We start from the raw sequence: 22,161 nt of genomic DNA, 5'->3' as shown, positions 1-22,161 counted from the left end.
CATGGCTCAGGCACAGCGAGAAGCGAAAGTATACGTCAACGGTAGTCTCGTCGGGACGCACCCCGACCCAGAACAGCTCGCGGCACAGATTCGCGAGGCACGTCGCCGCGGCGACGTCAGTCAGATGGTGAACGTCTCTGTCAAAGAGCGTACCCGCGAAGTCATCATCAACGCCGACGCCGGACGCGCTCGGCGCCCCCTCATCGTCGTCGAAGATGGCGAACCCCTCCTCGACGACGAACACATCGAGGCCCTTCGCAACGAAGAACTCGACTTCGAAGACATGGTCAGCCGTGGCCTGGTCGAGTTCATCGACGCCGAGGAAGAAGAGGACATCTACGTCGGCGTCGACGAAGACGAACTGACCGAGGACCACACGCACCTCGAAATCGACCCACAGCTCATCTTCGGTATCGGTGCCGGGATGATTCCGTACCCCGAACACAACGCCTCGCCGCGTATTACGATGGGGTCGGGGATGATGAAGCAGTCGCTGGGTCTTCCGGCGGCTAACTACCGCATCCGTCCCGACACGCGTCAGCACCTCCTGCACTACCCGCAGTTGTCGATGGTCAAGACGCAGACGACCGAACAGATTGGCTTCGACGAGCGCCCGGCCGCACAGAACTTCGTCGTCGCCGTGATGTCCTACGAGGGCTTCAACATCGAGGACGCGCTCGTCATGAACAAGGGCTCGGTCGAACGTGCCCTCGCTCGCTCGCACTTCTTCCGTACGTACGAAGGCGAAGAGCGCCGGTATCCCGGTGGACAGGAAGACCGCTTCGAGATGCCGTCCCAAGACGTGCGCGGCGCACGCGGTGAAGACGCCTACTCGCACCTCGACGAAGACGGTCTCGTGAACCCCGAAACCGTCGTCGACGAGAACTCCGTCCTCCTCGGCAAGACCTCGCCACCGCGGTTCCTCGAAGAACCCGACGACATGGCAGGTCTCTCGCCACAGAAGCGTCGTGAAACCTCCGTGACGATGCGCTCGGGCGAGAACGGTGTCGTCGACACCGTCACCCTGATGGAGGGTGAAGATGGTTCGAAACTCGCCAAGGTCTCCGTCCGCGACCAGCGGATTCCGGAACTCGGCGACAAGTTCGCATCCCGCCACGGGCAGAAGGGTGTCGTGGGCCACCTTGCGCCGCAGGAAGACATGCCATTTACGGCAGACGGCGTCGTGCCCGACCTCGTCCTCAACCCGCACGCACTGCCGTCACGGATGACGGTCGGCCACGTGCTGGAGATGCTCGGCGGCAAAGTCGGCGCACTCGAAGGCCGCCGCGTCGACGGCACCGCCTTCCAAGGCGAAAACGAAGAAGAACTCCGCTCGGCACTCGAAGAACGTGGCTACCTCTCCTCCGGGAAGGAAGTCATGTACTCCGGTGTGACCGGCGAGAAGGTCGAGGCCGAAATCTTCGTCGGCATCATCTTCTACCACAAACTGTACCACATGGTGAGCAACAAACTGCACGCCCGCTCGCGCGGTCCGGTGCAGGTGCTTACCCGTCAGCCAACTGAAGGTCGTGCCCGTGAGGGTGGTCTCCGTCTCGGTGAGATGGAGCGTGACACCGTCATCGGTCACGGTGCCGCGATGGTCCTGCAGGAACGCCTGCTCGACTCCTCCGACAAGGAGAAAGTCTACATCTCCGCAGACACCGGCATGGTCGCCGTCGAGGACCGCGACCAGCGCCGCATTTACGACCCAGTTACCGGTGACGAAGACAACATCCACGAAATCGAGATCAGCTACGCGTTCAAGCTGCTGCTCGACGAGATGGTCGCCCTCGGCGTCCGTCCACGAATCGAACTGAAGGACGCGGTCTAAGTACACATGTCAATGCAGACACCCAAAGAAATCGGAAGCATCCAGTTCGGGTTGATGGACCCGGAGACGTACCGAGACATGTCCGCCACGAAGGTCATCACGGCGGACACCTACGACGACGACGGCTACCCAATCGACATGGGTCTCATGGACCCGCGTCTGGGCGTCATCGACCCCGGTCTCCAGTGCCGCACCTGCGGCCAGCACTCGGGTTCGTGTAACGGCCACTTCGGCCACATCGAACTCGCCGCACCGGTCATCCACGTCGGATTTACGAAGCTCATCCGTCGCCTGCTCCGTTCGACCTGCCGCGAGTGCGGTCGTCTCGCGCTCACCGACGAGGAAGCAGAGGAGTACCGTGGAAAGCTCAAGCGCACGAAGGAACTCGGCGACGACTGGAGCGACGTGATGAAAGCGGCAGTCCGGCAGGCCCGCAAGGCCCACCGCTGTCCGCACTGTGGCTCCGGCCAGCACGACATCAAACACGAGAAGCCGACGACCTACTACGAGGTCCAGAACGTGCTGTCGGGCGACTACTCGGAACTCATCGCCTCGGCGATGCAGCCCGACCCCGACGACGAGGACGACAACGGCATCGCGCCTGTCGACCTCGCCGAGAAGGCCGACCTTCCGGCAGAGCGCATCAACGAAATCCTCGCAGGCGAGTTCCGCCCAGTGGGCGACGACCGCAAGGCGCTCGAAAAGGCGCTCAGCATCGACCTCACCGAAGAGGACATGAACAAGCTGATGCCCTCGGATATCCGCGACTGGTTCGAGGACATCCCGGACGAAGACCTCGTCACGCTCGGTATCGACCCATCGCGCTCGCGTCCCGAGTGGATGATTCTCACCGTCCTGCCCGTCCCGCCAGTGACTGCCCGTCCGTCGATTACGCTCGACAACGGCCAGCGGTCTGAGGACGACCTGACCCACAAGCTCGTGGACATCATCCGCATCAACCAGCGGTTCATGGAGAACCGCGAGGCAGGTGCACCACAGCTGATTATCGAGGACTTGTGGGAACTGCTCCAGTACCACGTCACGACCTTCATCGACAACGAGATTTCGGGGACGCCACCGGCACGCCACCGTTCCGGTCGCCCGCTCAAGACGCTCAGTCAGCGTCTCAAAGGCAAGGAAGGGCGCTTCCGTGGTTCCCTGTCCGGAAAGCGTGTGAACTTCTCCGCGCGTACCGTCATCTCGCCGGACCCGACGCTTTCGCTCAACGAGGTCGGTGTTCCGGACCGCGTTGCGACCGAGATGACCCAGACGATGAACGTCACCGAGCGCAACATCGAAGAGGCTCAGCAGTACGTCCGCAACGGACCTGAAGCGCACCCCGGTGCGAACTACGTCCGTCGTCCGGACGGCCGCCGCCTGAAGGTGACCGAGAAGAACTGCGAAGAACTCGCAGAGAAAGTCGAACTCGGTTGGGAAGTCAACCGCCACCTCGTGGACGGCGACATCGTCATCTTCAACCGGCAGCCATCGCTGCACCGCATGTCGATTATGGCGCACGAAGTCGTCGTGATGCCGTACAAGACGTTCCGCCTGAACACCGTTGTCTGCCCACCGTACAACGCAGACTTCGACGGCGACGAGATGAACATGCACGCCCTCCAGAACGAGGAGGCCCGTGCAGAGGCTCGCGTCCTCATGCGTGTCCAAGAGCAGATTCTCTCGCCCCGCTTCGGTGAGAACATCATCGGCGCGATTCAGGACCACATCTCGGGAACGTACCTGCTGACCCACGACAACCCGCACTTCGTCGAGACGCAGGCGCTCGACTTGCTCCGTGCGACGCGCGTGGACACGCTCCCCGAACCCGCAGGCGAAGAAGACGACGGCACGCCGTACTGGACGGGCCAGCAAATCTTCTCCGAACTGCTCCCCGACGACCTGAACCTGCAGTTCACGTCGAAGGTCGGTGACACGGTCACCATCGAAGATGGTCAACTCATCGAGGGGACCATCGACGAGGACGCAGTCGGTGCCTTCGGTGGGGAAATCGTCGACATCCTCGCCAAGGACTACTCGAAGACGCGCTCGCGCATCTTCATCAACGAGATTGCCTCGTTGGCGATGCGCGCTATCATGCACTTCGGTCTGTCTATCGGTATCGACGACGAGTCGATTCCGGACGAGGCGACGGCGCAGGTGGACGAAGCCATCGACGCCGCCTACGACAGCATTCAGGAACTCATCGAGATTTACGAGGCAGGCGAACTCGAATCCCTGCCGGGTCGCTCGGTGGACGAGACGCTCGAGATGAAGATCATGCAGCGCCTCGGCAAGGCACGTGACTCTGCTGGTGAAATCGCAGAGGACCACTTCGCAGAGGACAACCCCGCAGTGGTGATGTCCAAGTCCGGTGCGCGTGCATCCATGCTCAACCTGACTCAGATGGCTGGCTGTGTCGGCCAGCAGGCAGTTCGGGGCGAGCGCATCAACCGCGGCTACGAAGGCCGCACGCTCAGCCACTACAAGCCAGGTGACCTCTCGGCAGAAGCACACGGCTTCGTCGAGAACTCCTACCGCGCTGGTCTCACCCCACGTGAGTTCTTCTTCCACGCGATGGGTGGCCGCGAGGGTCTCGTGGACACGGCAGTCCGTACCTCGAAGTCCGGGTACCTCCAGCGTCGTCTCATCAACGCACTCTCCGAACTCGAAGCACAGTACGACGGTTCCGTCCGCGACACCTCCGGTACCATCGTGCAGTTCGAATTCGGTGAGGACGGGACGAGTCCGGTGAAGGTTTCGTCGGACGACGAGACGCCAGTCGACGTGGACGCCATCGCGGACCGCGTCATGGACTCGGAGTTCTCCTCCGACGAAGAGAAAGAACGCTTCCTTGGAGAACGCGCACCGCCGACGAACCTCTCCGAACACGCCGAACCGCGCATCAGCTCCCGTGCGGAGGTGGAATCCGATGACTGAAGAAATCGAACCTTCGAACTACGAATACGTCGATGACGAACTCATCGACCTCGTCGAGTCCAAAGACCTGACTCGACGACTCAAGGACCGCATCTACCAGACCATCGAAGAGCGCGAAGGCGTCTCCTTCGAGCAAGCGACCGAAATCGCACAGGCAGTCGAGACCCGCTACCTCGACACGCGTGTCGACCCGCTCGACCCCGTCGGAACCGTCTCTGCTCAGTCCATCGGTGAACCGGGGACGCAGATGACGATGAACACGTTCCACTACGCGGGTGTCGCAGAGATCGACGTGACGCAGGGCCTGCCGCGCCTCATCGAACTCGTGGACGCGCGTAAGACGCCGGACACACCGATGATGACGGTCTACCTCGAAGACGACTACGCGGTCGAACGCGACCTCGCACACCAGGTCGTCTGGGACATCGAATCCACGAAGATTCTCGCACTCGGTGACATCTCGACGAACGTGGCCGACATGGTCGTCCAAATCGACCTCAACGACGACACGCTCCAAGAGCGCTGGCCGACCTACGACGATGTGGGCGTCATCGCGAGCGAAGTCGCCGAAACCATCGAAGACGCACTCGGCGTCAAGACGCGCCGACAGGGAACCATCATCGAGTTCGGTCCCGAGACGCCGAGCTACCGGCGCCTCCTCCAACTCGTCGAGGAACTCCGCGAAATCGTCTTCAAGGGTATCGAGGAAGTCTCGCGCGTCGTCATCCGCAAAGAGCAGAACGAAAAGACGGACGACGAAGAGTTCGTCCTCTACACCGAAGGGTCGGCCTTCGGCGACGTACTCGCTATCGAGGGCGTCGATGCCTCGCGGACCACCTCGAACAACATCCACGAGGTCTACAAACAACTCGGCGTCGAGGCCGCCCGCGAAGCCATCATCAACGAGACGATGAACACGCTCGAAGAACAGGGTCTCTCCGACGTGAACATCCGTCACCTGATGCTGGTCGCAGACATCATGTGTAACAACGGTGAAATCGAATCCATCGGTCGTCACGGGATTTCGGGTTCGAAGGAGTCCGTCCTCGCCCGCGCAGCATTCGAGGTTACGGTCAACCACCTCCTCGATGCGGCAATCCACGGCGAGAAAGACGACCTCGACGGCGTCATCGAGAACGTCATCGTCGGCAAGCCGATTGCAATCGGCACTGGTGACGTGAAACTCCGCATGGGCTCTATCGAGGCCGACGATGTGGACACGACGGCCGCTGTCGAACCCTCTGACGACTAACGATGAAAATCACGCTGTCGGACGCGGCCCGTCGCTACATCGCCCTCTTCGAAGAGGAGACTGAGGCGACAGCGCGGGACTGCCTCGTCTTCGACGACCGCGTCGTCTTCCTCGTTTCGGCGGGGGAGATGGCGACGGCTATCGGACCCGGCGGGAGTGAGGTGAAAGCCCTCGAAGAACGCATCGGTCGCCGCGTCGAACTGGTCGAAGACGCGGACACGCCCGAGGCGTTCGTCGCAAGTGCGCTCGCACCGGCGGCCGTCCGGCACGTGACCATCTCGCGGCAGAACGACGTCGTCGCGTACGTCGAAGTCGCAACCGAGGACCGTGGCGTCGCCATCGGTGGCGGCGGCAAGACTATCGAAACGGCGCGAACCCTCGCACGACGACACTACGACATCGACGACATCCAGTTGACCTGAACTGGACCACACTCTTTTAGTGACGCCGCCCGCCCGAGTAGCCATGCTGTCGTTTGGTGTGGAGTCAGTCGGACAGTTGGTCTCATCTTCCCTCCAGATAGATTTCGGCCCGTTTCTCGCCTACGAAGACCTCGCAGGGGCACTCGTCGGGTTCGTCGCTGGCGCGCTCATCAGCGGATTGTTTCTCGTCGCCGACCCCGATTTCAACGTCGGTGACTGGATTTCGTGGCCCGGTGGCGAGGGCGTCGTCGAAGCGGTCGATTTCCGCGTCACGCGCGTGCGGACAATCCAATAACGAGACGCTCACCGTCCCTAACACGGAACTCACGACGAACGCGCTCGTCAGGCCCTACGGCCGAGAACGCTACCGAATCACCGAGCGAGTGGATATCTCCTACCGCGACGACGCGGAGTTGGCTCTGCGCGAACTGGTCGAGACGGCCCGTGAGGACGACCGAATCCTGGCGGACTCCGAACCGACCGCTCGAATCATCCAGTTCGCCGATAGCAGTGTCGGCCTTAGAACGGAGTTCTGGGTGGTCTCACCGATGGATGTGGACCTCGTAGACGTTCGCTCGAAGTTCAGGCGTCGGGTGAAACGCCGGTTCGACTCAGAGGGGCTGACCCTCGGTCCGTCGTCGGGCCGTGACGTGAGCGGCCACCTCGACGTGGACATTGTAAACCATTGACACACCAGCGACGAATAACCACTTCTCCGGGCACGTTAGTCCCTCTTCGCCATCGTGCGTCCGTCGTTCTGGTCAGTCTCATTTCGTGAAACGTCCTCAGATTCGTCCTTAGGGGTCGCTAATGGCCACTGAATCCGTTTCGGCAGATTCGAAAAGGGAGGCTTAAGTAGCTCCATTTGGAAGTTGTGTTCACTATGGCAAACGGCAAATACGCCGCGCGCAAGCTCAAAAAGGACCGGCAGAAGCGCCGATGGTCCGACTCTGAGTACGCGCGCCGTGAGCGCGGTCTTGGCAAGAAATCTGACCCGCTCGAAGGCGCACCGCAGGGTCGCGGTATCGTCCTCGAGAAGGTTGGTATCGAAGCAAAGCAGCCGAACTCGGCAATCCGAAAGTGTGTCCGTGTTCAGCTCATCAAGAACGGAAAGCAGGTCACTGCATTCTGTCCTGGTGACGGTGCAATCTCGTTCATCGACGAGCACGACGAAGTGACCATCGCCGGTATCGGTGGTGCAAAGGGTCGTGCAATGGGTGACCTTTCCGGTGTCAACTACAAGGTTGAGAAGGTCAACGGTGTCTCGATGATTGAACTCGTCCGCGGTAACGCAGAGAAGCCGGTGCGATAAGATGTCTGAGAACGAATCCCCCGAACCCGAGTCCCCCGCAAGCAGCGAGGAAGCAAAACAGAACGCGCTTCTGTTCGGTGTCTACGACGTCTCGGAAATCGAGTACACCGAGCCTGGCATGGACCGCTACATCAAGGTCACGCCGATTGCCCACACGATGGGCCGCCACGCCTCGAAGCAGTTCCAGAAGAGCGAAATCAGCATCGTCGAGCGCCTCGTCAACCGTCTGATGCAGACCGAAGACAACACGGGTCACAAGCAGAAGACGATGAAGATCGTCAAGGAAGCGCTCGCAATCGTCGACGAGCGCTCCGACGAGAACCCGGTTCAGATCCTCGTCCGCGCTGTCGAGAACGCAGGTCCCCGCGAGGAGACCGTCCGCCTTAAGTACGGTGGCATCTCCGTCCCGCAGGCCGTCGACGTCGCACCCCAGCGCCGTGTTGACCAGGCCCTGAAGTTCATCGCAAAGGGTACTCTCAGCGCCTCGTACAAGTCCAAGACCAGCGCTGCCGAAGCACTCGCAACGCAGCTCATCGGTGCCGCCGACTACGACCTTCAGTCTGGGCCAATCTCCCAGAAGGAAGAGCGCGAACGCGTCGCACAGGCAGCCCGATAATCTATCTCTCTCTCTTTCGTTTTTCGCCTCGGTGAGCGACTGCTCTGTCTGTCGCGGGTAGTGTTTCGCTGGTACCCACAGCCTCACTACGCCGTCAGTCGGCGGCCACCGACGGGCCAACGACGTAGCGCCGGACGACATCGACGAGTGTTCGGCGGTACTCGCTCTTCGAGGGGTCCTCAGCGAGCGTCCGGAAGTGTTCTTTGAACGTCTCCAGCGAGATGTTCGGCGCGTCGTCCGCGGCTGCGTGCGCGAGGTCGTACAGTCGGTGGTCGGGTGAGATGAGGTCGTGACGTTCGACGAGTGCGAGCGCGAACGCGGCGTTGACTGCGGTGATGTCTGGGTCTGAGCCGGGTGTGACCAGTTGATACTCGGGACTAATCGTGGTCTGTGGCCGGTTCATCAACGACGCCGCGAGTTGCGATTCGAGGAACTGGACGAGTTTGTCCGCGGGCGCGACCGCGAGCGTCAAGTCGTCGGCGTAGATGTCTTTGCAGTGATTCGCAATCTGGTAGCAGTGAGCGAGTTTTCGGCGTTCGACCGTCCGCCCCGCGAGGGCGAGAAAGACGGCTTCTTCGGTCGATTGGAAGTGAGAGACGTGCCGCTCTTCGTTCCGAGCCACGTGCGACAGTTCGTGCAAGGCGAACTCGCGCGCCATCGCGCTCGTTGCGGCCTGCCGAGAGATATTGAGTACGTGGTGGTCTTCGTAGTGACCGACCCACGTCCGCGAGTCAGGGTCGTCGCGGACGTTGACGAAGACGGGGTACTCGACAGAAAACTCGGTTTCGAACACGTCGGCGGCGCTCAAGAACGGGTCTGCGGGTGCGCCTCCGAGTACACGGAGGTCCATCTATTGTGTGTATTGTTGTCATGGAACATGACTCTTCCGACCAGATGGATACTGCGCATCTCCGACCAACTCCGTTCTCGTTCCGTCTCTGGAGTCATTCCGTCTATCATGACAAAAATGCTCATACCCCGGGAGTAGGGGGCCTGACGAGGGGGATTCCGCTCGGCAAAAACACTACTCTTTTGACCCTCCTGCCGGTAGACCCCTGTATAATGGGCCGACGAAAGAAAATTGTCCAAGAATGTGAGAAATTGATGGACAAGCCGGAACAGATCCGGAACATCGCCATCGCTGCTCACGTCGACCACGGTAAGACAACCCTCTCCGACAACCTCCTCGCAGGTGCAGGCATGATCTCTGACGAGACTGCTGGCCAGCAACTTGCGATGGACACGAAAGAGGACGAGCAAGAACGTGGTATCACCATCGACGCGGCAAACGTTTCGATGACCCACGAGTGGGAAGACAAGAACCACCTCATCAACCTCATCGACACGCCGGGCCACGTCGACTTCGGTGGCGACGTGACGCGCGCAATGCGTGCTGTCGACGGCGCACTCGTCGTTGTGGACGCTGTCGAGGGCGCAATGCCGCAGACCGAGACGGTTCTGCGTCAGGCCCTCCGCGAGGGTGTCAAGCCCGCACTGTTCATCAACAAGGTCGACCGCCTCATCAACGAACTGCAGGAAGGTCCCGAGGAGATGCAGCAGCGTCTCGTCGACGTCATCTCCGACGTTAACGAACTCATCCGCGGGATGACCGAAGAGAAGGACTACGACTGGACGGTTTCGGTCGAAGAAGGCACCGTCGCCTTCGGGTCCGCTCTCTACAAGTGGGGTGTCTCCATGCCGTCGATGCAAGAGACCGGTATCTCCTTCGGCGACATCATGGAACTCGAACGCGCTGGCGACCGCCAGGAACTCCACGAGCGCACGCCGCTCTCGGACGTCGTTCTCGACATGGTTGCGGAGCACTTCCCCAACCCACTCGACGCCCAGCCCCGTCGTATCCCGACGGTCTGGCGTGGTGACTCCGAGTCCGAACTCGCACGACAGATGCGCGAAGTCGACGACGACGGCGAAGTCGTCTTCATGGCGACCGACATCTCGATGGACCCCCACGCGGGCGAAATCGCAACCGGTCGTCTGTTCTCCGGTACCATCCGCAAGGGTCAGGAACTCTACGTCTCCGGTACCGCAGGCAAGAACCGCGTCCAGTCCGTCGGTGTCTTCATGGGTGGCGAGCGCGAGGAACTCGACCGTGGCGTCCCCGCAGGGAACATCGCCGCAGTCACCGGCCTCCGCGACGCTATCGCTGGCTCGACCGTCTCGTCTGTCGAGATGACGCCGTTCGAGTCCATCGAACACATCTCCGAGCCTGTCATCACGAAGTCCGTCGAGGCAGAGCGCATGGACGACCTTCCGAAGCTCATCCAGACGCTTCAGCAGGTCGCAAAGGAAGACCCGACCATCCGTGTCGAAATTAACGAGGACACTGGTGAGCACCTGATCTCCGGTCAGGGCGAACTCCACCTCGAGGTCATCACCCAGCGCATCCGCGACAACCAGGGCATCCCGGTCCGCACCGGTGAGCCGATTGTCGTCTACCGCGAGCAGGTTCAGGGCAAGTCCCACGAAGTCGAGGGTGTCTCCCCGAACCGCCACAACAAGTTCTACATCACGGCGGAACCCCTCTCGCAGGACATCGTCGACTCCATCAAGCTCGGCGAAATCTCGATGGACATGCCCGAACTGGAGCGCCGTGAGGCACTGCAGGAAGCAGGCATGGACAAGGACACCTCCCAGAACGTCGAACACATCCACGGGACGAACATCCTCATCGACGACACGAAGGGTATCCAGCACCTGAACGAGACGATGGAACTCGTCATCGAGGGTCTCGAAGAGGCACTCGACGACGGTCCACTCGCCGCAGAGCCCGTTCAGGGTACGCTCCTGCGTCTCCACGACGCAAAGCTCCACGAGGACACCATCCACCGCGGTCCCGCACAGGTTATCCCTGCAACGCGTGACGCGGTCCACCGCTCGCTCATCGCGGGTCAGGTCAAGCTCCTCGAACCCATCCAAAACGTCCGCATCGACGTTGCCTCCGAATACATGGGCTCGGCATCCGGCGAGATTCAGGGTCGCCGTGGCCGCGTCGACGACATGTACCAAGAGGGTGACCTCATGGTCATCGAGGGTATCGCACCCGTCGAAGAGATGATTGGCTTCTCCTCCGACATCCGCTCTGCGACCGAAGGTCGCGCATCCTGGAACACGGAGAACGCTGGCTTCCGCGTCCTCTCGGACAACCTCCAGCGCGAGAAGATCATGGAGATTCGAGAGCGCAAGGGCATGAAGCTCGAACTCTCGCAGGCTATCGACTACATCTAAGCGCGACACATCGCGCCTTTCTTTCGTTTATTCTCCCACCAGCGACAGCACTATCGTGTCGGGTCATCGGTCCTTCGACATGTCTGCTGGAAAAAAGCCGTTCGAGCCGAATTAGAGCGATAAGCCTGCCCAAGGAACCTCCCCTTCGCTGACGATGTTCTCTGGGGCTAGCTCGGGTGCGGCCAACACGGTTCCGGCGTTCGGGATTTCAAGTGGGCCGTAGTCGTCTGTGGGGACCTCGTCGCCATCGGAGACCACGATTCGCATGACCATGCCAAGCTCCAGGTGTGGAAGGCAAAGCAGGTCGTAGACGCCCGGTTCTGTGAACCGATAGAGCCACGCGTCGCCGTCGACGACGGGCGGTGACGTAAAGCCATACTCAGTCGGCACCCGTTGTGGGAGCGTGAATATCGGTGGTTCGCTGAACTTCGGGTGGAACGACGTCACGGTGTGGAGTCCAAAGCCGACTCTAAACTCCACAACTTCGTTTGGATTTACGGCCAACCCAACCGGGTCGAAGATGAACTCTGGGAGTTCGTCTCCCGACTCCGGGGTCGCTGTCTCTGTGGTGGTTGCTGTTTCTGTACTCGCTGTCTCGGTCGTCGTGGTGTCTGTGGTCGTCTCCGTCGATTCGGTGGTCGCAGTCTCCGTCGTGGTCATCTCCCCGCCGCCCATCTCTTGGGATGCAGGGTCGACCGGGAACCCGTCGTACGCCCCACCCTCGTTGATGGTCACGACGACAGTGTGGTCCACGAGGCCCGGTGGGACGGATTCGTCTGCGGAGTACGGCGCACCGTACACCTCGTCGATTTGGGCCGATTGGGCGCTACTCGCTGTTGCTGTTCCACCGATGGTCGATGCGACTGCTCCCACCCCGAGCAGTTTCATCAGTGTTCGGCGTCTTATTCCGTAGTTTTTCAAGGCCTCTATCAGGTCAGTATCACTGAGTGTGAGGCCGTCTTGCTTCGATTTCTCGCCCATAGGAAATTCTCTTCTCCTCACCCAACCGCTTGACGAGTCAAGTGGCAGGCACGTAGATAATCGATGTAAGAGGACTTTGGTACGCAATAGATACCCTCGATATGTGTGACTTAAATATGATTTATCGCGTGTTAGCACTGTCAGGAATGGTGTCAACCGGTCCGGCGACTGGATGCGTGGTTATGACCGTGTGAAATGCCATCATTGTCTGATTTCCGGCAAACTGTGTCATCTGCGAAGGCTTATACCGCGTGGCCGAATGACGAGTAGGTATGCGTAGGGGCACGTATCCCGACTCCCGGCGCGACGACGCGAAACCACCGCAGAGCCACGCGTCGCCGACAACACGGTCGGGGCGTCCCACGGAGGTGGTCAGATGAGCGCCCAAGACGTCGAGCAAGAGGAAACCGAGACCGATGGTGGCGAACTGCCACAGGCACACACCATCCGACTCGAACTGGTCGACGAACCCGGCCAGTTGCTCGATGCGCTCAAACCCATCGCCGACAACGGTGGTAACCTCCTCTCGATTTTCCACGAACGAGGAAACCTCACGCCGCGCGGCCACATCCCGGTCGAAGTGGACCTCGAATGTCTGCCCGCGCGGTTCGAGACGATTGTCGATGCGGTCCGCGACGCTGGCATCAACGTCATCCGCGCGGATGCCGAACACTTCGGCGAGGAACTCATCTTGCTGCTCGTCGGTGACCTCGTCGATTCGGACCTCTCTGATACGCTTCATCGCGTCGAGGAGGCCGCAGACGCCACGGTGACGGATTTGTCGCTGTCGGCTCCCTCGGGGACGCAAGAACACTCCAGTGCGCGCCTGCGGCTTGCGACGCGCTCTGGGAAGTCTGAGGTGGTACTCTCGGTCGTTCGCGACATCGCGGTCGAAAAAGACCTGCACGTCATCGAACCGCTCACGGAGGAGACCGCATGAGCCTTCGACTCGCGGTCCTCGGTGCGGGTGCAGTCGGCAGTTCGGTCCTCGAACTCGCGGGCGAGTACGGCCACGAAGTCGTCTCGTTCGCAGACTCGTCCTCCTCGGTCTCGGACCCCGATGGACTGAATCCACAGCGCGTTCTCGAACGGAAAGCACAGGAGGGCGTCGTCGGCCCTGACGACGCCTCAGTGCTGTTCGACAGCGACTACGACGTGTTAGTCGAAGCGACGCCGACGACGCTCGGTGACGCAGAGCCGGGCTTCTCGCACGTCGAGCGCGCGCTCGAAGCGGACAAGCACGTCGTCCTCGCCAACAAAGGGCCGGTCGCAGAACGCTACGGCGACCTGCGCGCGCTCGAAGCACAGAGCAAAGGTCGCGTCCAGTTCGAGGCCGCGGTCGGTGGTGCAATTCCTATCCTCTCGACGATTGCGGACCTCGGCCCGTCACAGGTTACGGCCGCGCGCGGCGTGTTGAACGGGACGGCCAACTTCATCCTCTCGCGCATGGCCGCGGAGGGACTCGACTACGAACACGTTCTCGCCGAGGCTCAGGACCTTGGTGTCGCGGAAGCCGACCCGACGTTCGACGTTGACGGCATCGACGCGGCGCTGAAGTTCGTCATCCTCGCAAACGTTCTGAGTGATGGAGATGCCGAATACCGCCTCGACGACGCCGACGTCGAAGGAATTCGAAACGTTCCCGGCACGGCACTCGACCTTGCCGCAGAAGACGGGCGGACGGTTCGGCTCATCGGCGAGGCGACCCCGTCGGGTGTGCGCGTCGCGCCGCGTCTCGTTCCGACCGGCTCTGCCTTGGCCGTCACTGGCACACAGAATATCGTGCAACTTGAGACCACACACGCAGGCCAATTGAACGTCAGCGGTCGTGGTGCGGGTGGTCCAGAGACGGCAACCGCGGTTCTTTCGGACGTCTCTCGATTAGAATAACCGCGTTTGAGGCCTCGAGACCGAGCTTTTTGCGACAATTAGATCGGGCGCCATTTCTTGACACTCTGACCCATGGTATGGTTCGGCAAATCGCAGTACGGCGCTTAGACGGCCTGTAGTGCGTATCGAAATCGTTTTAGGGGTTTCAGCAAAAACATCCCCCACAGAGCGCCTTAGCGCGTGAACATACCAATGAGCGACAAACCCCACCAGAACTTGGCCATCATCGGCCACGTCGACCACGGTAAGAGTACGCTCGTCGGCCGACTCCTGTTCGAGACCGGTTCCGTCCCGGAACACGTTATCGAGCAGCACCGAGAAGAGGCCGAGGAGAAAGGCAAGGGCGGATTCGAATTCGCCTACGTCATGGACAACCTCGCAGAAGAGCGCGAGCGCGGTGTCACTATCGACATCGCCCACCAGGAATTCGACACTGACGAGTTCTACTTCACCATTGTCGACTGTCCCGGTCACCGCGACTTCGTCAAGAACATGATCACCGGTGCCTCGCAGGCTGACAACGCAGTTCTCGTCGTCGCAGCTGACGACGGTGTTGCACCTCAGACCCGCGAGCACGTCTTCCTCGCCCGTACCCTCGGTATCGGCGAACTCATCATCGGCGTCAACAAGATGGACGTCGTTGACTACAGCGAAGACTCCTACAACGAGGTCAAAGAACAGGTCTCGAAGCTCCTCAAGCAGGTCCGCTTCGACGCAGACAACGCGACGTTCGTCCCAATCTCGGCATTCGAGGGCGACAACATCGCAGAGCGCTCCGAGAACACCTCCTGGTACGACGGAGACATCCTCCTCGAAGCACTCAACAACCTGCCAGCACCGCAGCCACCGACGGACGCGCCGCTGCGCCTGCCTATCCAGGACGTTTACACCATCTCGGGTATCGGTACCGTCCCTGTCGGACGTATCGAAACCGGTACGATGAGCGCTGGCGACAACGTCTCCTTCCAGCCGTCTGACGTTGGCGGCGAAGTGAAGACCGTCGAGATGCACCACGAAGAAGTTCCCCAGGCCGGTCCTGGTGACAACGTTGGTTTCAACGTTCGTGGCGTCGGCAAGGACGACATCCGCCGCGGCGACGTTTGTGGCCCGGCTGACGACCCGCCAAAGGTCGCCGAGACCTTCAAGGCACAGGTCGTTGTCATGCAGCACCCTTCGGTCATCACCGCTGGCTACACGCCGGTCTTCCACGCCCACACGGCGCAGGTCGCGTGTACCATCGAGTCCATCGACCAGAAGCTCGACCCCGCATCGGGTGAGGTCGCAGAAGAGAACCCTGACTTCATCAAGTCGGGCGACGCTGCAATCGTGACGGTCCGTCCGCAGAAGCCGCTCAGCATCGAGCCGTCTGGCGAGATTCCGGAACTCGGCAGCTTCGCTGTCCGTGACATGGGTCAGACCATCGCGGCCGGCAAAGTGCTCGAAGTCAACGAGCGATAACGATGCAACAGGCACGCGTTCGGCTCGCCGGCACGAGCCCGGAAGACCTCGACGAGATCTGCGACGACGTTCGCGAGATCGCAAACAAGACGGGCGTCAACCTCAGCGGGCCGATTCCGCTGCCCACGAAGACGCTCGAAGTCCCTACCCGCAAATCGCCTGACGGCGAGGGGACCGCGACGTGGGAACACTGGGAGATGCGCGTCCACAAGCGCCTCATCGACCTCGACGCTGATGAACGCGCTCTGCGCCAGCTGATGCGCGTTCAGGTTCCCAACGACGTCAGTATCGAGATCGTCCTCGAGGACTAAGCAACGGTTCTGTCCGACATTTCGGACACACCGTCCTGATAGCTCCGTGCTATCATTTGCGGCTGTCGAGGCGCGCGTCCGGAGGACTCTGCCTCCGAGCTGGTTACAGCGCTAAGGCGCGTGTCATCTCACACTCTTCGACACGCCGAGACAGCGCCCCTGTACTGCCATCGTGCGATTGCGATGGGTTGAAACAGAGGGTATAAATGCATCCCACGACTCCGTGGGAATGAGGGCTCGTAGATCAGTGGCAGATCGCTTCCTTCGCAAGGAAGAGGCCCCGGGTTCAAATCCCGGCGAGTCCATCGCCGTTTTCACAACGTTCTGAAGGTCCGAGAAACATCCGTCTCTCGGCCTGTAGCCGCATCGTTCACCGAACAGCACCCGCAAAAAACAGATTTCAAAAATCGAGTTCCTGTTTCTACCAAGTCCGGGTTCTCGCAGTTGGTCCATTTCACGGAGGGATTTGCGGCATGAGCTACCTCCCGAAGTGCCACGACTGCGACGCCGAGATGCCGGAGCCAATCGACTCGAAGCACACGGCACAGAACCTCGCAGACTTCCACGCCGACAGTGCAGGCCACCGCGCCTACGTTGAGGAGGTCGATCCCCGATGAGTTCCAGCGAGCGACTACACGCGAAGTGTCTCCGCTGTGGTTGGCACGTCCGGGCGAACGACTGGATGGCCGCCGATCTCGTTGCAGACGCGCACGCAGACGAGACGGGTCACGAGACGACGACTATCTCTGACGGAGAACTGGAGTTCTCGAAGGCATCTGAGGTCGGTGGTTCGGCATGAGCACGGACGAACCCTCGGCTGGACAGCCCGCAGGTCCGTCTCTCGACCACCTCGAAGTCGTCGCGTTCAGGAAGCTTCTCAACACGCTCGCCGTCCCTGACGAAGACGAGCGGATGGATGCGGAGCTAACCCCACTCGACGCCGCCGGTCGCATCATCGACCGTCTCGACCGCCTCGAAAGCGAACTGGAACAGGAACGGGAAGCACGAAAGCGTGCCGAGCAGGTCGCGCAGGACGCACTGGCGATGAGCAAGCAGATCGACGACGGACGCCGCCCGGACGGTGGCCCGTCGAAGAAGGAGGTCGCAATGCGCATCGCCCGAGACGAGGTTATCGTCCAGACTGCGAAGGGGAAGAACGCGGGCGCACGCAACGCCGCAGGGAAGCGAGCAGACCGTATCGGGTCCGTGTCGAACTCAGAGGTCCAAGCGATGGCTCGACCACAGCACGACCTTCACTGGCAGTCTGTGGACGATGCGTGGAAAGAACTCGTCTCGACCTTCGAGGCGTTCCACGTCGATGACTCGGGCGACGAAAAGCGGCTCACGGTGAACCCCGAACTTCTCGGCGGGTCGCTCGTTCGGACGGTCGAGCGTTCTGTGGGTCGGAGTGACCTCGCCAAGCGACTTGTTGGTGACTCCAAGAGTGACGGGGGTCGATAGCCGATGAAACACACGTCGGATCGTCCACCACCGATTCAATAACTAAGAATACAGCAGTACAGCCTCTCGTAAGCAACTATTCATTAGTCGTAGGTACGTCGGTCGGAGCGTCGTCGGAGCGTTGTCGGTGCGGGTTTTCTGGGTGCTTGGTGGCTTCGAGGCCGCCAACAAGTCGCTTGGCGGGTTCTCTATTGGGACTAACGACTACCCTCCGCTAATTTAAACCCGTTTGAAACCAATCAGGCATTAAGAATGAGTGGAGATAAAGAGTGTTTTGTCATTTGCCCAATTGGTGATGAAGGGAGTGAAACACGAGATGATGCCGATAAACTCATGGAGTATATTATCAACAAAGCAGTTGAAGAATTCGGGTATACCACAAATAGAGCCGATGAAATGCCAGAACCGGGTAATATCACGACACAGATTATTGAGAAAGTAATCGAAAGTGAACTTGTAATCGCAGACCTAACAGACCATAATCCAAACGTCTTCTACGAATTGGCACTCCGCCATGCTACGGGCAAACCCTTTATTCAATTAATCGATTCATCTCAAAGTATTCCATTCGACATCTCGGAAGTGCGTACCATTCATTATGATTTTGATGTCCGAGACGCAGACCGAGCTTCTGAAAAAATAAAAGCACAGATTGAAGCAATAGAACAGGACGACTCTGAGATTGAGAATCCCATATCTCGTGCGGCAGATATGAAATCTTGGCGTGAGAGCGATGATCCAGTTGAGAAGAGCCTTGTAGAGATCTTAGAAAGAATTGGATCCTTAAATAACCGTGTCGAAGGGGTTGAGAAAGAAATTAAACAATCATCTACAAAAAGTCGTCATTCAAAAACCAAGGTTCCTACTTTCTCAGAGAGTACCACGTTATATGATGTTGATAGGGACGAATTCATTGTACCTCAACAGTCTATTGATGAAGTGTTTGACTCTATTGAATCTGATTCAGAAAATAATGAATAAAGTCCCAAAAATTCAATTGTCTCAACTATCTGTTTTGTCCTCTTTCACGAGCCACTGCAAATATTCGATGGTAGCCTGCCAAGGTAAGTACCAGCCACAATGGTAATTCTACTGTCTGCGTCAAACCCTCAATCATCGTCCACGACCTCACCACCATCGGGAATATACACGTTCTCCAGTCGCCCAATGCGCGAGCGAACAGCCCGAAGATCATCCTGAATCGTCGCCTTCACCTCGCGGATATACCCTGCAAGCATGATCAAGAGCAGCGAGACTACTGGATCGGTCGTCTTCAGCAGCAGGTCGAGTAGTTCACTCATTGTCACCACCTGCGACTGCCACTCCCAATTCGAGCAGCGGGGAGACGAGATAGAGAACGACCAGTGACCCAACCGCGATGAGCAGGATTTTCGTCTTCGTCTCGGCGGCACTGTGCGTCTCACCCTCGCGTTCGGCGACTACATCGACAACACTGCCTTCCGAACCCCACAGTCCGGGGCCGAACAGGTCGATAGAATCCTCCCTGCCGTTCAGCGTGCCGTCGTACTCCATCACCGCGTCGTAGGCCGAGCGAGCGAAGTCGCCCCTGAGGAACCGATTGTGGTAGGTGTCCGTCTCCGAGTCGTTTCCTTCGCCCGTTCGTCCAACGTCGGCGAAGCCGCCGCCAACCTCGTCGTCAAACTGCCGACCGATGGATTCGTCTACCGAACCGGCGAGATGGTCGAGACCGCCCGCGATGGAACCGAAGACGCTCAACGTGAGTCACCACCGCCGAGCATCCCGAGTAGTCCAACGAGAAGGGCGATGAAGACAGCCACAACCCCAAGGGTAGCGGCTCCGAAACCACCCTGCGAACCGGGTTGCACCTCACCCATTCCCGCGAGGTCTTCGCGGAGGTCACGGATCGCCTCCTGGACGTTACCGAGTTCGCCCACCGAGGACGACGGCGTGCTTCCGCCGAGCAGGTCCGAGACGTTCTGCCGAATCTCATCGACGGTTCGATTCGTCCGGTCGGTATCGACTGAAGCCGAACCGTCTGGGTTGATCGTCACCTCGTCGCCGTCGCTGTTCTCGTTCGGGTCAGGACTGACGATATCGTTCGTCGGCGTTCCTGCACCCGGCATCCCAGATTCCGAGTCGTTCAGGTCGTCGTCGGAAACGAGATCGTCGTAGGTCTGCCGGTCGTCGTCATCATCGTCGCTGCTGGACGACGATCCCCACGTCACTGCAGGGTCGTCCAAAACCGAACCAACGTCTGTGCTACTGCCGCCTTCGATATCGTCTGGTGTGATGAGCATCGCTAGTTACCTCCGCTAACCGCTGCAATCTCGGCATCGAGGAGTTCCTGATACCGTGACCGGACAGATTCGGCTTCTGAATCCGAGAGTTCGACCGGGTAGACGGTCTCTCCGGTAACCTCGGTCATCGCCTGCGTTGCGAGTTCGTCCGCACGAGTCTGCGTGACGCCGCTTCCGCTGGGTGCAATTGGATGCCAGCAGAGTTCGACGCCCTCGACGTTCCGCGTGTAGAACGTCATAGCTTCCACCCCCGGATGATCATGATTGCGGGTTCGCCACCCTCGGTCAGTTGGTCGCCCTCGAACAACCACGTCCCTTCCAGTTCAGGGACGGAATCGAGGTTCCGCGAGGACGTTGCCGAGACACTCGTTCCGTTGATGTTCATACTCGTCTCGTAGTTGGTCGTCTGAGCGAACAGGCAGGACGTGATGTACCACTTGTCGCCAGTGGGGACAGTGACGGATTCGCCTGCAGCGGTGTCGATTTTCAGGCGTTCGGCGTCGTTGTAGATCGCGCCGCCTGCAGCCTTCGGACTCACGAAGCTCATTCGCCAGCCCACCCGCCTGCGAGACGTGCTGCAGTGCCGTTCGGGTCACGGAACTCCACGGTGTCGATCTCCCACTTATCGACTGCGACGACGCTACCTGCGAGAGGGAAGTCGAAGGTATCGCCGCCAGTCGTCGTGATGTGGGCGACGATATCGCCTGCGGTCGTGATGATGAGTTCCTGAATCGTCTCCGCCGGATTCAGCGAGTACGGATAGGCCGAACCGTCGAAGTCGAAGGCATCGCCGTGGGCATAGTTGTCCGTCTCGACGGTCCCTTGCGTGCTCGTAGCGAGGATACCGCCCGACCCACGGACTTCCTGACTGAATTGCTCAACACCCATCAGAACACCCTCCGTAGGTGGCTGAGAAAGGAGTCGAACGGACGTGCCGCACCTCCGGCACGGTCGATAGCCATGTCCACTGCGTAGTCGTAGGTGTTCGATTCATCGACGTTGCGCACCTCGACGCCGAGGACTTCGCCTTCGTGGACGGCTTCGCTCGTCGGAAAGATCCAGTAGTCGTTGTCCCCGTCGATGAAGTCCTTCCCGCGAAGCTCGACCAGGGGAACTCGGTCACGGTATCCCGGCTCGCCACGCTCGATGAACGGAACGACACGGAGATCGAGGCGCGGACCTTGGTAGATTCGCACCGCCACCTCCTCGACAGTCGCATCGTTTTGGAGGGTGTACGTCTCTGTCTCCACGTCGTCAGGGCCGACACTTCCGCCGAAGCGGAGGCTACTCTTGCGGTCTGCGTTAGATGGCATGAAAGAGGGACCTCCGAGTTAGCCGAGCTTCCCGTAGTAGATACGGGCGCTGGATGCGCTCGGGTCGATCTCGACGCCATCGGATGCAGGGTCCGCGATGACACGGAGTTGAATCCGCTGGTCCTCGCGTGCGATAGGTGCGAGGGCGGGCATGATGGGTCGCTCAGTGCGCGGGTCGCCTGCAGCATTGGCGAGGGTTTCGAGGTCGCCGATGGTGTAGCGGTGAAGCACATCGCGGCCTTCCGAGTCGGTGATAACTGCTTCGAGGTCGCCCTGGACTGCGTCACCCGCCGTACCGGTGCCGTTGCCCGACGCCTTCAGCTGGGCGTAGATGTGCGAGGCGTTGCCCGCCTGCTTGTTCCGATAGCCGAAGCCCCAGAACAGGTACTTGTCGGCGGGACAGGTCTCCTCGTAGACAACGATATCGTTGCCTGCGCGGAGGGTCGTCTGCTTGAACATCGCCCCTTTGACCGGACGCGAGTTACCGCCCTCTGCGAGTTCGGTGTTGTAGCTGAGTGGCGTTGGCACGCTTACTCACCTGCCACCGGGATGCCGGTCCCCTGCTCGACGCCGGTCGTCTCCTTTGCCTTGTCGTAGAGCCACGTCCCCGCGCCCATGACGGCGAGGAAGAGCATGACCCCGATCGTTGCGAAACCGAGGTTCTGTGCCGATTCTCCGGGTTCGTCCGTATCGACTTCCGTGTCGAGGAACGGAACACCAACTTTTGGCATTGCATTCGATCTGATGGGTGGGTGTTCAAAAGCCGAATATGCAGTGTACAGCACTCAATGCTCAATAATTGAGTGTTGAGACTGGTAGGCGTTTCATATAGTCACGTCGAGATGAATGTTC

At 60.0% G+C, this 22,161-nt stretch carries 26 protein-coding genes, 1 tRNA gene and 1 pseudogene; 17 read left to right on the top strand and 11 right to left on the bottom strand.

The features are described 5' to 3' along the window. Position 1: 1 nt before the first annotated feature. The 7 genes and pseudogenes from rpoB (at position 2) to ACK509_RS07220 (ending at position 8,370) form a co-directional block, all read left to right on the top strand. Entirely contained in the window at positions 2-1,831 is a 1,830-nt protein-coding gene (rpoB, locus tag ACK509_RS07250) for a DNA-directed RNA polymerase subunit B (protein WP_410765809.1), read from the top strand. A 12-nt stretch (positions 1,832-1,843) separates the two neighbouring features. Beyond that, complete coding sequence (locus ACK509_RS07245; protein ID WP_410766262.1) at positions 1,844-4,768, top strand: DNA-directed RNA polymerase subunit A'; 2,925 nt, start codon at positions 1,844-1,846, stop codon at positions 4,766-4,768. Further along, positions 4,761-6,020 carry a DNA-directed RNA polymerase subunit A'' gene (gene rpoA2, locus ACK509_RS07240; RefSeq protein WP_410765808.1) on the top strand — a complete coding sequence of 420 codons (1,260 nt, stop codon included), beginning with the start codon at positions 4,761-4,763 and terminating at the stop codon, positions 6,018-6,020. The genes ACK509_RS07245 and rpoA2 overlap by 8 nt, the downstream gene beginning before the upstream one ends. A gap of 2 nt (positions 6,021-6,022) precedes the next feature. Further along, on the top strand, positions 6,023-6,442 hold the full coding sequence (locus ACK509_RS07235; RefSeq protein WP_410765807.1) for a NusA-like transcription termination signal-binding factor: 420 nt from the start codon (positions 6,023-6,025) through the stop codon (positions 6,440-6,442). Between the two features lie 154 nt (positions 6,443-6,596). Continuing rightward, positions 6,597-7,131, top strand: a pseudogene (locus tag ACK509_RS07230) (mechanosensitive ion channel family protein); the annotation flags it as partial. Positions 7,132-7,325: 194 nt separating this feature from the next. Beyond that, entirely contained in the window at positions 7,326-7,754 is a 429-nt protein-coding gene (locus tag ACK509_RS07225; RefSeq protein ID WP_004058161.1) for a 30S ribosomal protein S12, read from the top strand. 1 nt (position 7,755) lies between these two features. Further along, complete coding sequence (locus tag ACK509_RS07220; protein ID WP_410765806.1) at positions 7,756-8,370, top strand: 30S ribosomal protein S7; 615 nt, start codon at positions 7,756-7,758, stop codon at positions 8,368-8,370. A gap of 94 nt (positions 8,371-8,464) precedes the next feature. Here the strand turns inward: ACK509_RS07220 and ACK509_RS07215 are convergent, their stop codons facing one another. After that, positions 8,465-9,220: a DUF5781 family protein gene (locus ACK509_RS07215; RefSeq protein ID WP_410765805.1), complete on the bottom strand. Its 756-nt coding sequence runs from the start codon at positions 9,218-9,220 to the stop codon at positions 8,465-8,467. Positions 9,221-9,432: 212 nt separating this feature from the next. Between ACK509_RS07215 and ACK509_RS07210 the strand changes: the two genes are divergently transcribed. Continuing rightward, the gene (locus ACK509_RS07210) at positions 9,433-11,616 is read left to right on the top strand and encodes an elongation factor EF-2 (protein ID WP_410765804.1); all 2,184 of its coding nucleotides are present in this window, start codon (positions 9,433-9,435) and stop codon (positions 11,614-11,616) included. 111 nt (positions 11,617-11,727) lie between these two features. Here ACK509_RS07210 and ACK509_RS07205 read toward each other — a convergent pair whose 3' ends face one another. Further along, a complete protein-coding gene (locus ACK509_RS07205) occupies positions 11,728-12,504 on the bottom strand; it encodes a hypothetical protein (protein ID WP_410765803.1) in 777 nt (258 codons plus the stop codon). A gap of 469 nt (positions 12,505-12,973) precedes the next feature. Here ACK509_RS07205 and ACK509_RS07200 point away from each other — a divergent pair, with 469 nt between their 5' ends. The 9 genes from ACK509_RS07200 (at position 12,974) to ACK509_RS07160 (ending at position 18,698) form a co-directional block, all read left to right on the top strand. Continuing rightward, entirely contained in the window at positions 12,974-13,537 is a 564-nt protein-coding gene (locus ACK509_RS07200; RefSeq protein WP_410765802.1) for an amino acid-binding protein, read from the top strand. Continuing rightward, a complete protein-coding gene (locus ACK509_RS07195) occupies positions 13,534-14,487 on the top strand; it encodes a homoserine dehydrogenase (protein WP_410765801.1) in 954 nt (317 codons plus the stop codon). The genes ACK509_RS07200 and ACK509_RS07195 overlap by 4 nt, the downstream gene beginning before the upstream one ends. 192 nt (positions 14,488-14,679) lie before the next feature. Beyond that, entirely contained in the window at positions 14,680-15,945 is a 1,266-nt protein-coding gene (gene tuf / locus ACK509_RS07190; RefSeq protein ID WP_410765800.1) for a translation elongation factor EF-1 subunit alpha, read from the top strand. 2 nt (positions 15,946-15,947) lie between these two features. After that, a complete protein-coding gene (gene rpsJ / locus ACK509_RS07185; RefSeq protein WP_390224694.1) occupies positions 15,948-16,256 on the top strand; it encodes a 30S ribosomal protein S10 in 309 nt (102 codons plus the stop codon). A 233-nt stretch (positions 16,257-16,489) separates the two neighbouring features. Next, positions 16,490-16,561: transfer RNA gene (locus ACK509_RS07180), tRNA-Ala, on the top strand. Between the two features lie 168 nt (positions 16,562-16,729). Next, a complete protein-coding gene (locus ACK509_RS07175) occupies positions 16,730-16,873 on the top strand; it encodes a hypothetical protein (protein WP_410765799.1) in 144 nt (47 codons plus the stop codon). Continuing rightward, a complete protein-coding gene (locus ACK509_RS07170; protein WP_410765798.1) occupies positions 16,870-17,055 on the top strand; it encodes a hypothetical protein in 186 nt (61 codons plus the stop codon). The genes ACK509_RS07175 and ACK509_RS07170 overlap by 4 nt, the downstream gene beginning before the upstream one ends. Then, a complete protein-coding gene (locus ACK509_RS07165) occupies positions 17,052-17,717 on the top strand; it encodes a hypothetical protein (RefSeq protein WP_410765797.1) in 666 nt (221 codons plus the stop codon). Before ACK509_RS07170 ends, ACK509_RS07165 begins: the two co-directional genes overlap by 4 nt. A 252-nt stretch (positions 17,718-17,969) precedes the next feature. Beyond that, entirely contained in the window at positions 17,970-18,698 is a 729-nt protein-coding gene (locus ACK509_RS07160) for a hypothetical protein (RefSeq protein ID WP_410765796.1), read from the top strand. Positions 18,699-18,826: 128 nt separating this feature from the next. Here ACK509_RS07160 and ACK509_RS07155 read toward each other — a convergent pair whose 3' ends face one another. Genes ACK509_RS07155 through ACK509_RS07115 form a run of 9 tightly spaced genes read right to left on the bottom strand, consistent with a single transcriptional unit; the run spans position 18,827 to position 22,040 of the window. Beyond that, complete coding sequence (locus ACK509_RS07155) at positions 18,827-19,018, bottom strand: hypothetical protein (protein ID WP_410765795.1); 192 nt, start codon at positions 19,016-19,018, stop codon at positions 18,827-18,829. After that, positions 19,011-19,454, bottom strand: a complete 444-nt coding sequence (locus ACK509_RS07150; RefSeq protein ID WP_410765794.1) for a hypothetical protein — start codon at positions 19,452-19,454, stop codon at positions 19,011-19,013. The genes ACK509_RS07155 and ACK509_RS07150 overlap by 8 nt, the downstream gene beginning before the upstream one ends. Beyond that, on the bottom strand, positions 19,451-19,996 hold the full coding sequence (locus ACK509_RS07145) for a hypothetical protein (protein ID WP_410765793.1): 546 nt from the start codon (positions 19,994-19,996) through the stop codon (positions 19,451-19,453). Before ACK509_RS07145 ends, ACK509_RS07150 begins: the two co-directional genes overlap by 4 nt. Before the next feature lie 2 nt (positions 19,997-19,998). Further along, entirely contained in the window at positions 19,999-20,235 is a 237-nt protein-coding gene (locus ACK509_RS07140) for a hypothetical protein (protein ID WP_410765792.1), read from the bottom strand. After that, complete coding sequence (locus tag ACK509_RS07135) at positions 20,232-20,543, bottom strand: hypothetical protein (protein WP_410765791.1); 312 nt, start codon at positions 20,541-20,543, stop codon at positions 20,232-20,234. Before ACK509_RS07135 ends, ACK509_RS07140 begins: the two co-directional genes overlap by 4 nt. Then, positions 20,540-20,884: a hypothetical protein gene (locus ACK509_RS07130; protein WP_410765790.1), complete on the bottom strand. Its 345-nt coding sequence runs from the start codon at positions 20,882-20,884 to the stop codon at positions 20,540-20,542. The genes ACK509_RS07135 and ACK509_RS07130 overlap by 4 nt, the downstream gene beginning before the upstream one ends. Further along, positions 20,884-21,309, bottom strand: coding sequence for a hypothetical protein (locus ACK509_RS07125; protein WP_410765789.1), 426 nt, complete (start codon positions 21,307-21,309; stop codon positions 20,884-20,886). Before ACK509_RS07125 ends, ACK509_RS07130 begins: the two co-directional genes overlap by 1 nt. 18 nt (positions 21,310-21,327) lie before the next feature. Then, complete coding sequence (locus ACK509_RS07120) at positions 21,328-21,837, bottom strand: hypothetical protein (protein ID WP_410765788.1); 510 nt, start codon at positions 21,835-21,837, stop codon at positions 21,328-21,330. A gap of 2 nt (positions 21,838-21,839) precedes the next feature. Beyond that, the gene (locus ACK509_RS07115; protein WP_410765787.1) at positions 21,840-22,040 is read right to left on the bottom strand and encodes a sugar kinase; all 201 of its coding nucleotides are present in this window, start codon (positions 22,038-22,040) and stop codon (positions 21,840-21,842) included. Between the last annotated feature and the right edge of the window lie 121 nt (positions 22,041-22,161).

Source organism: Haloferax sp. DFSO60 (assembly GCF_046557615.1).
GTDB lineage: Archaea > Halobacteriota > Halobacteria > Halobacteriales > Haloferacaceae > Haloferax.
Note: the sequence above shows the minus strand (reverse complement) of the source record. Positions and strands in the feature narration are given on the sequence as shown.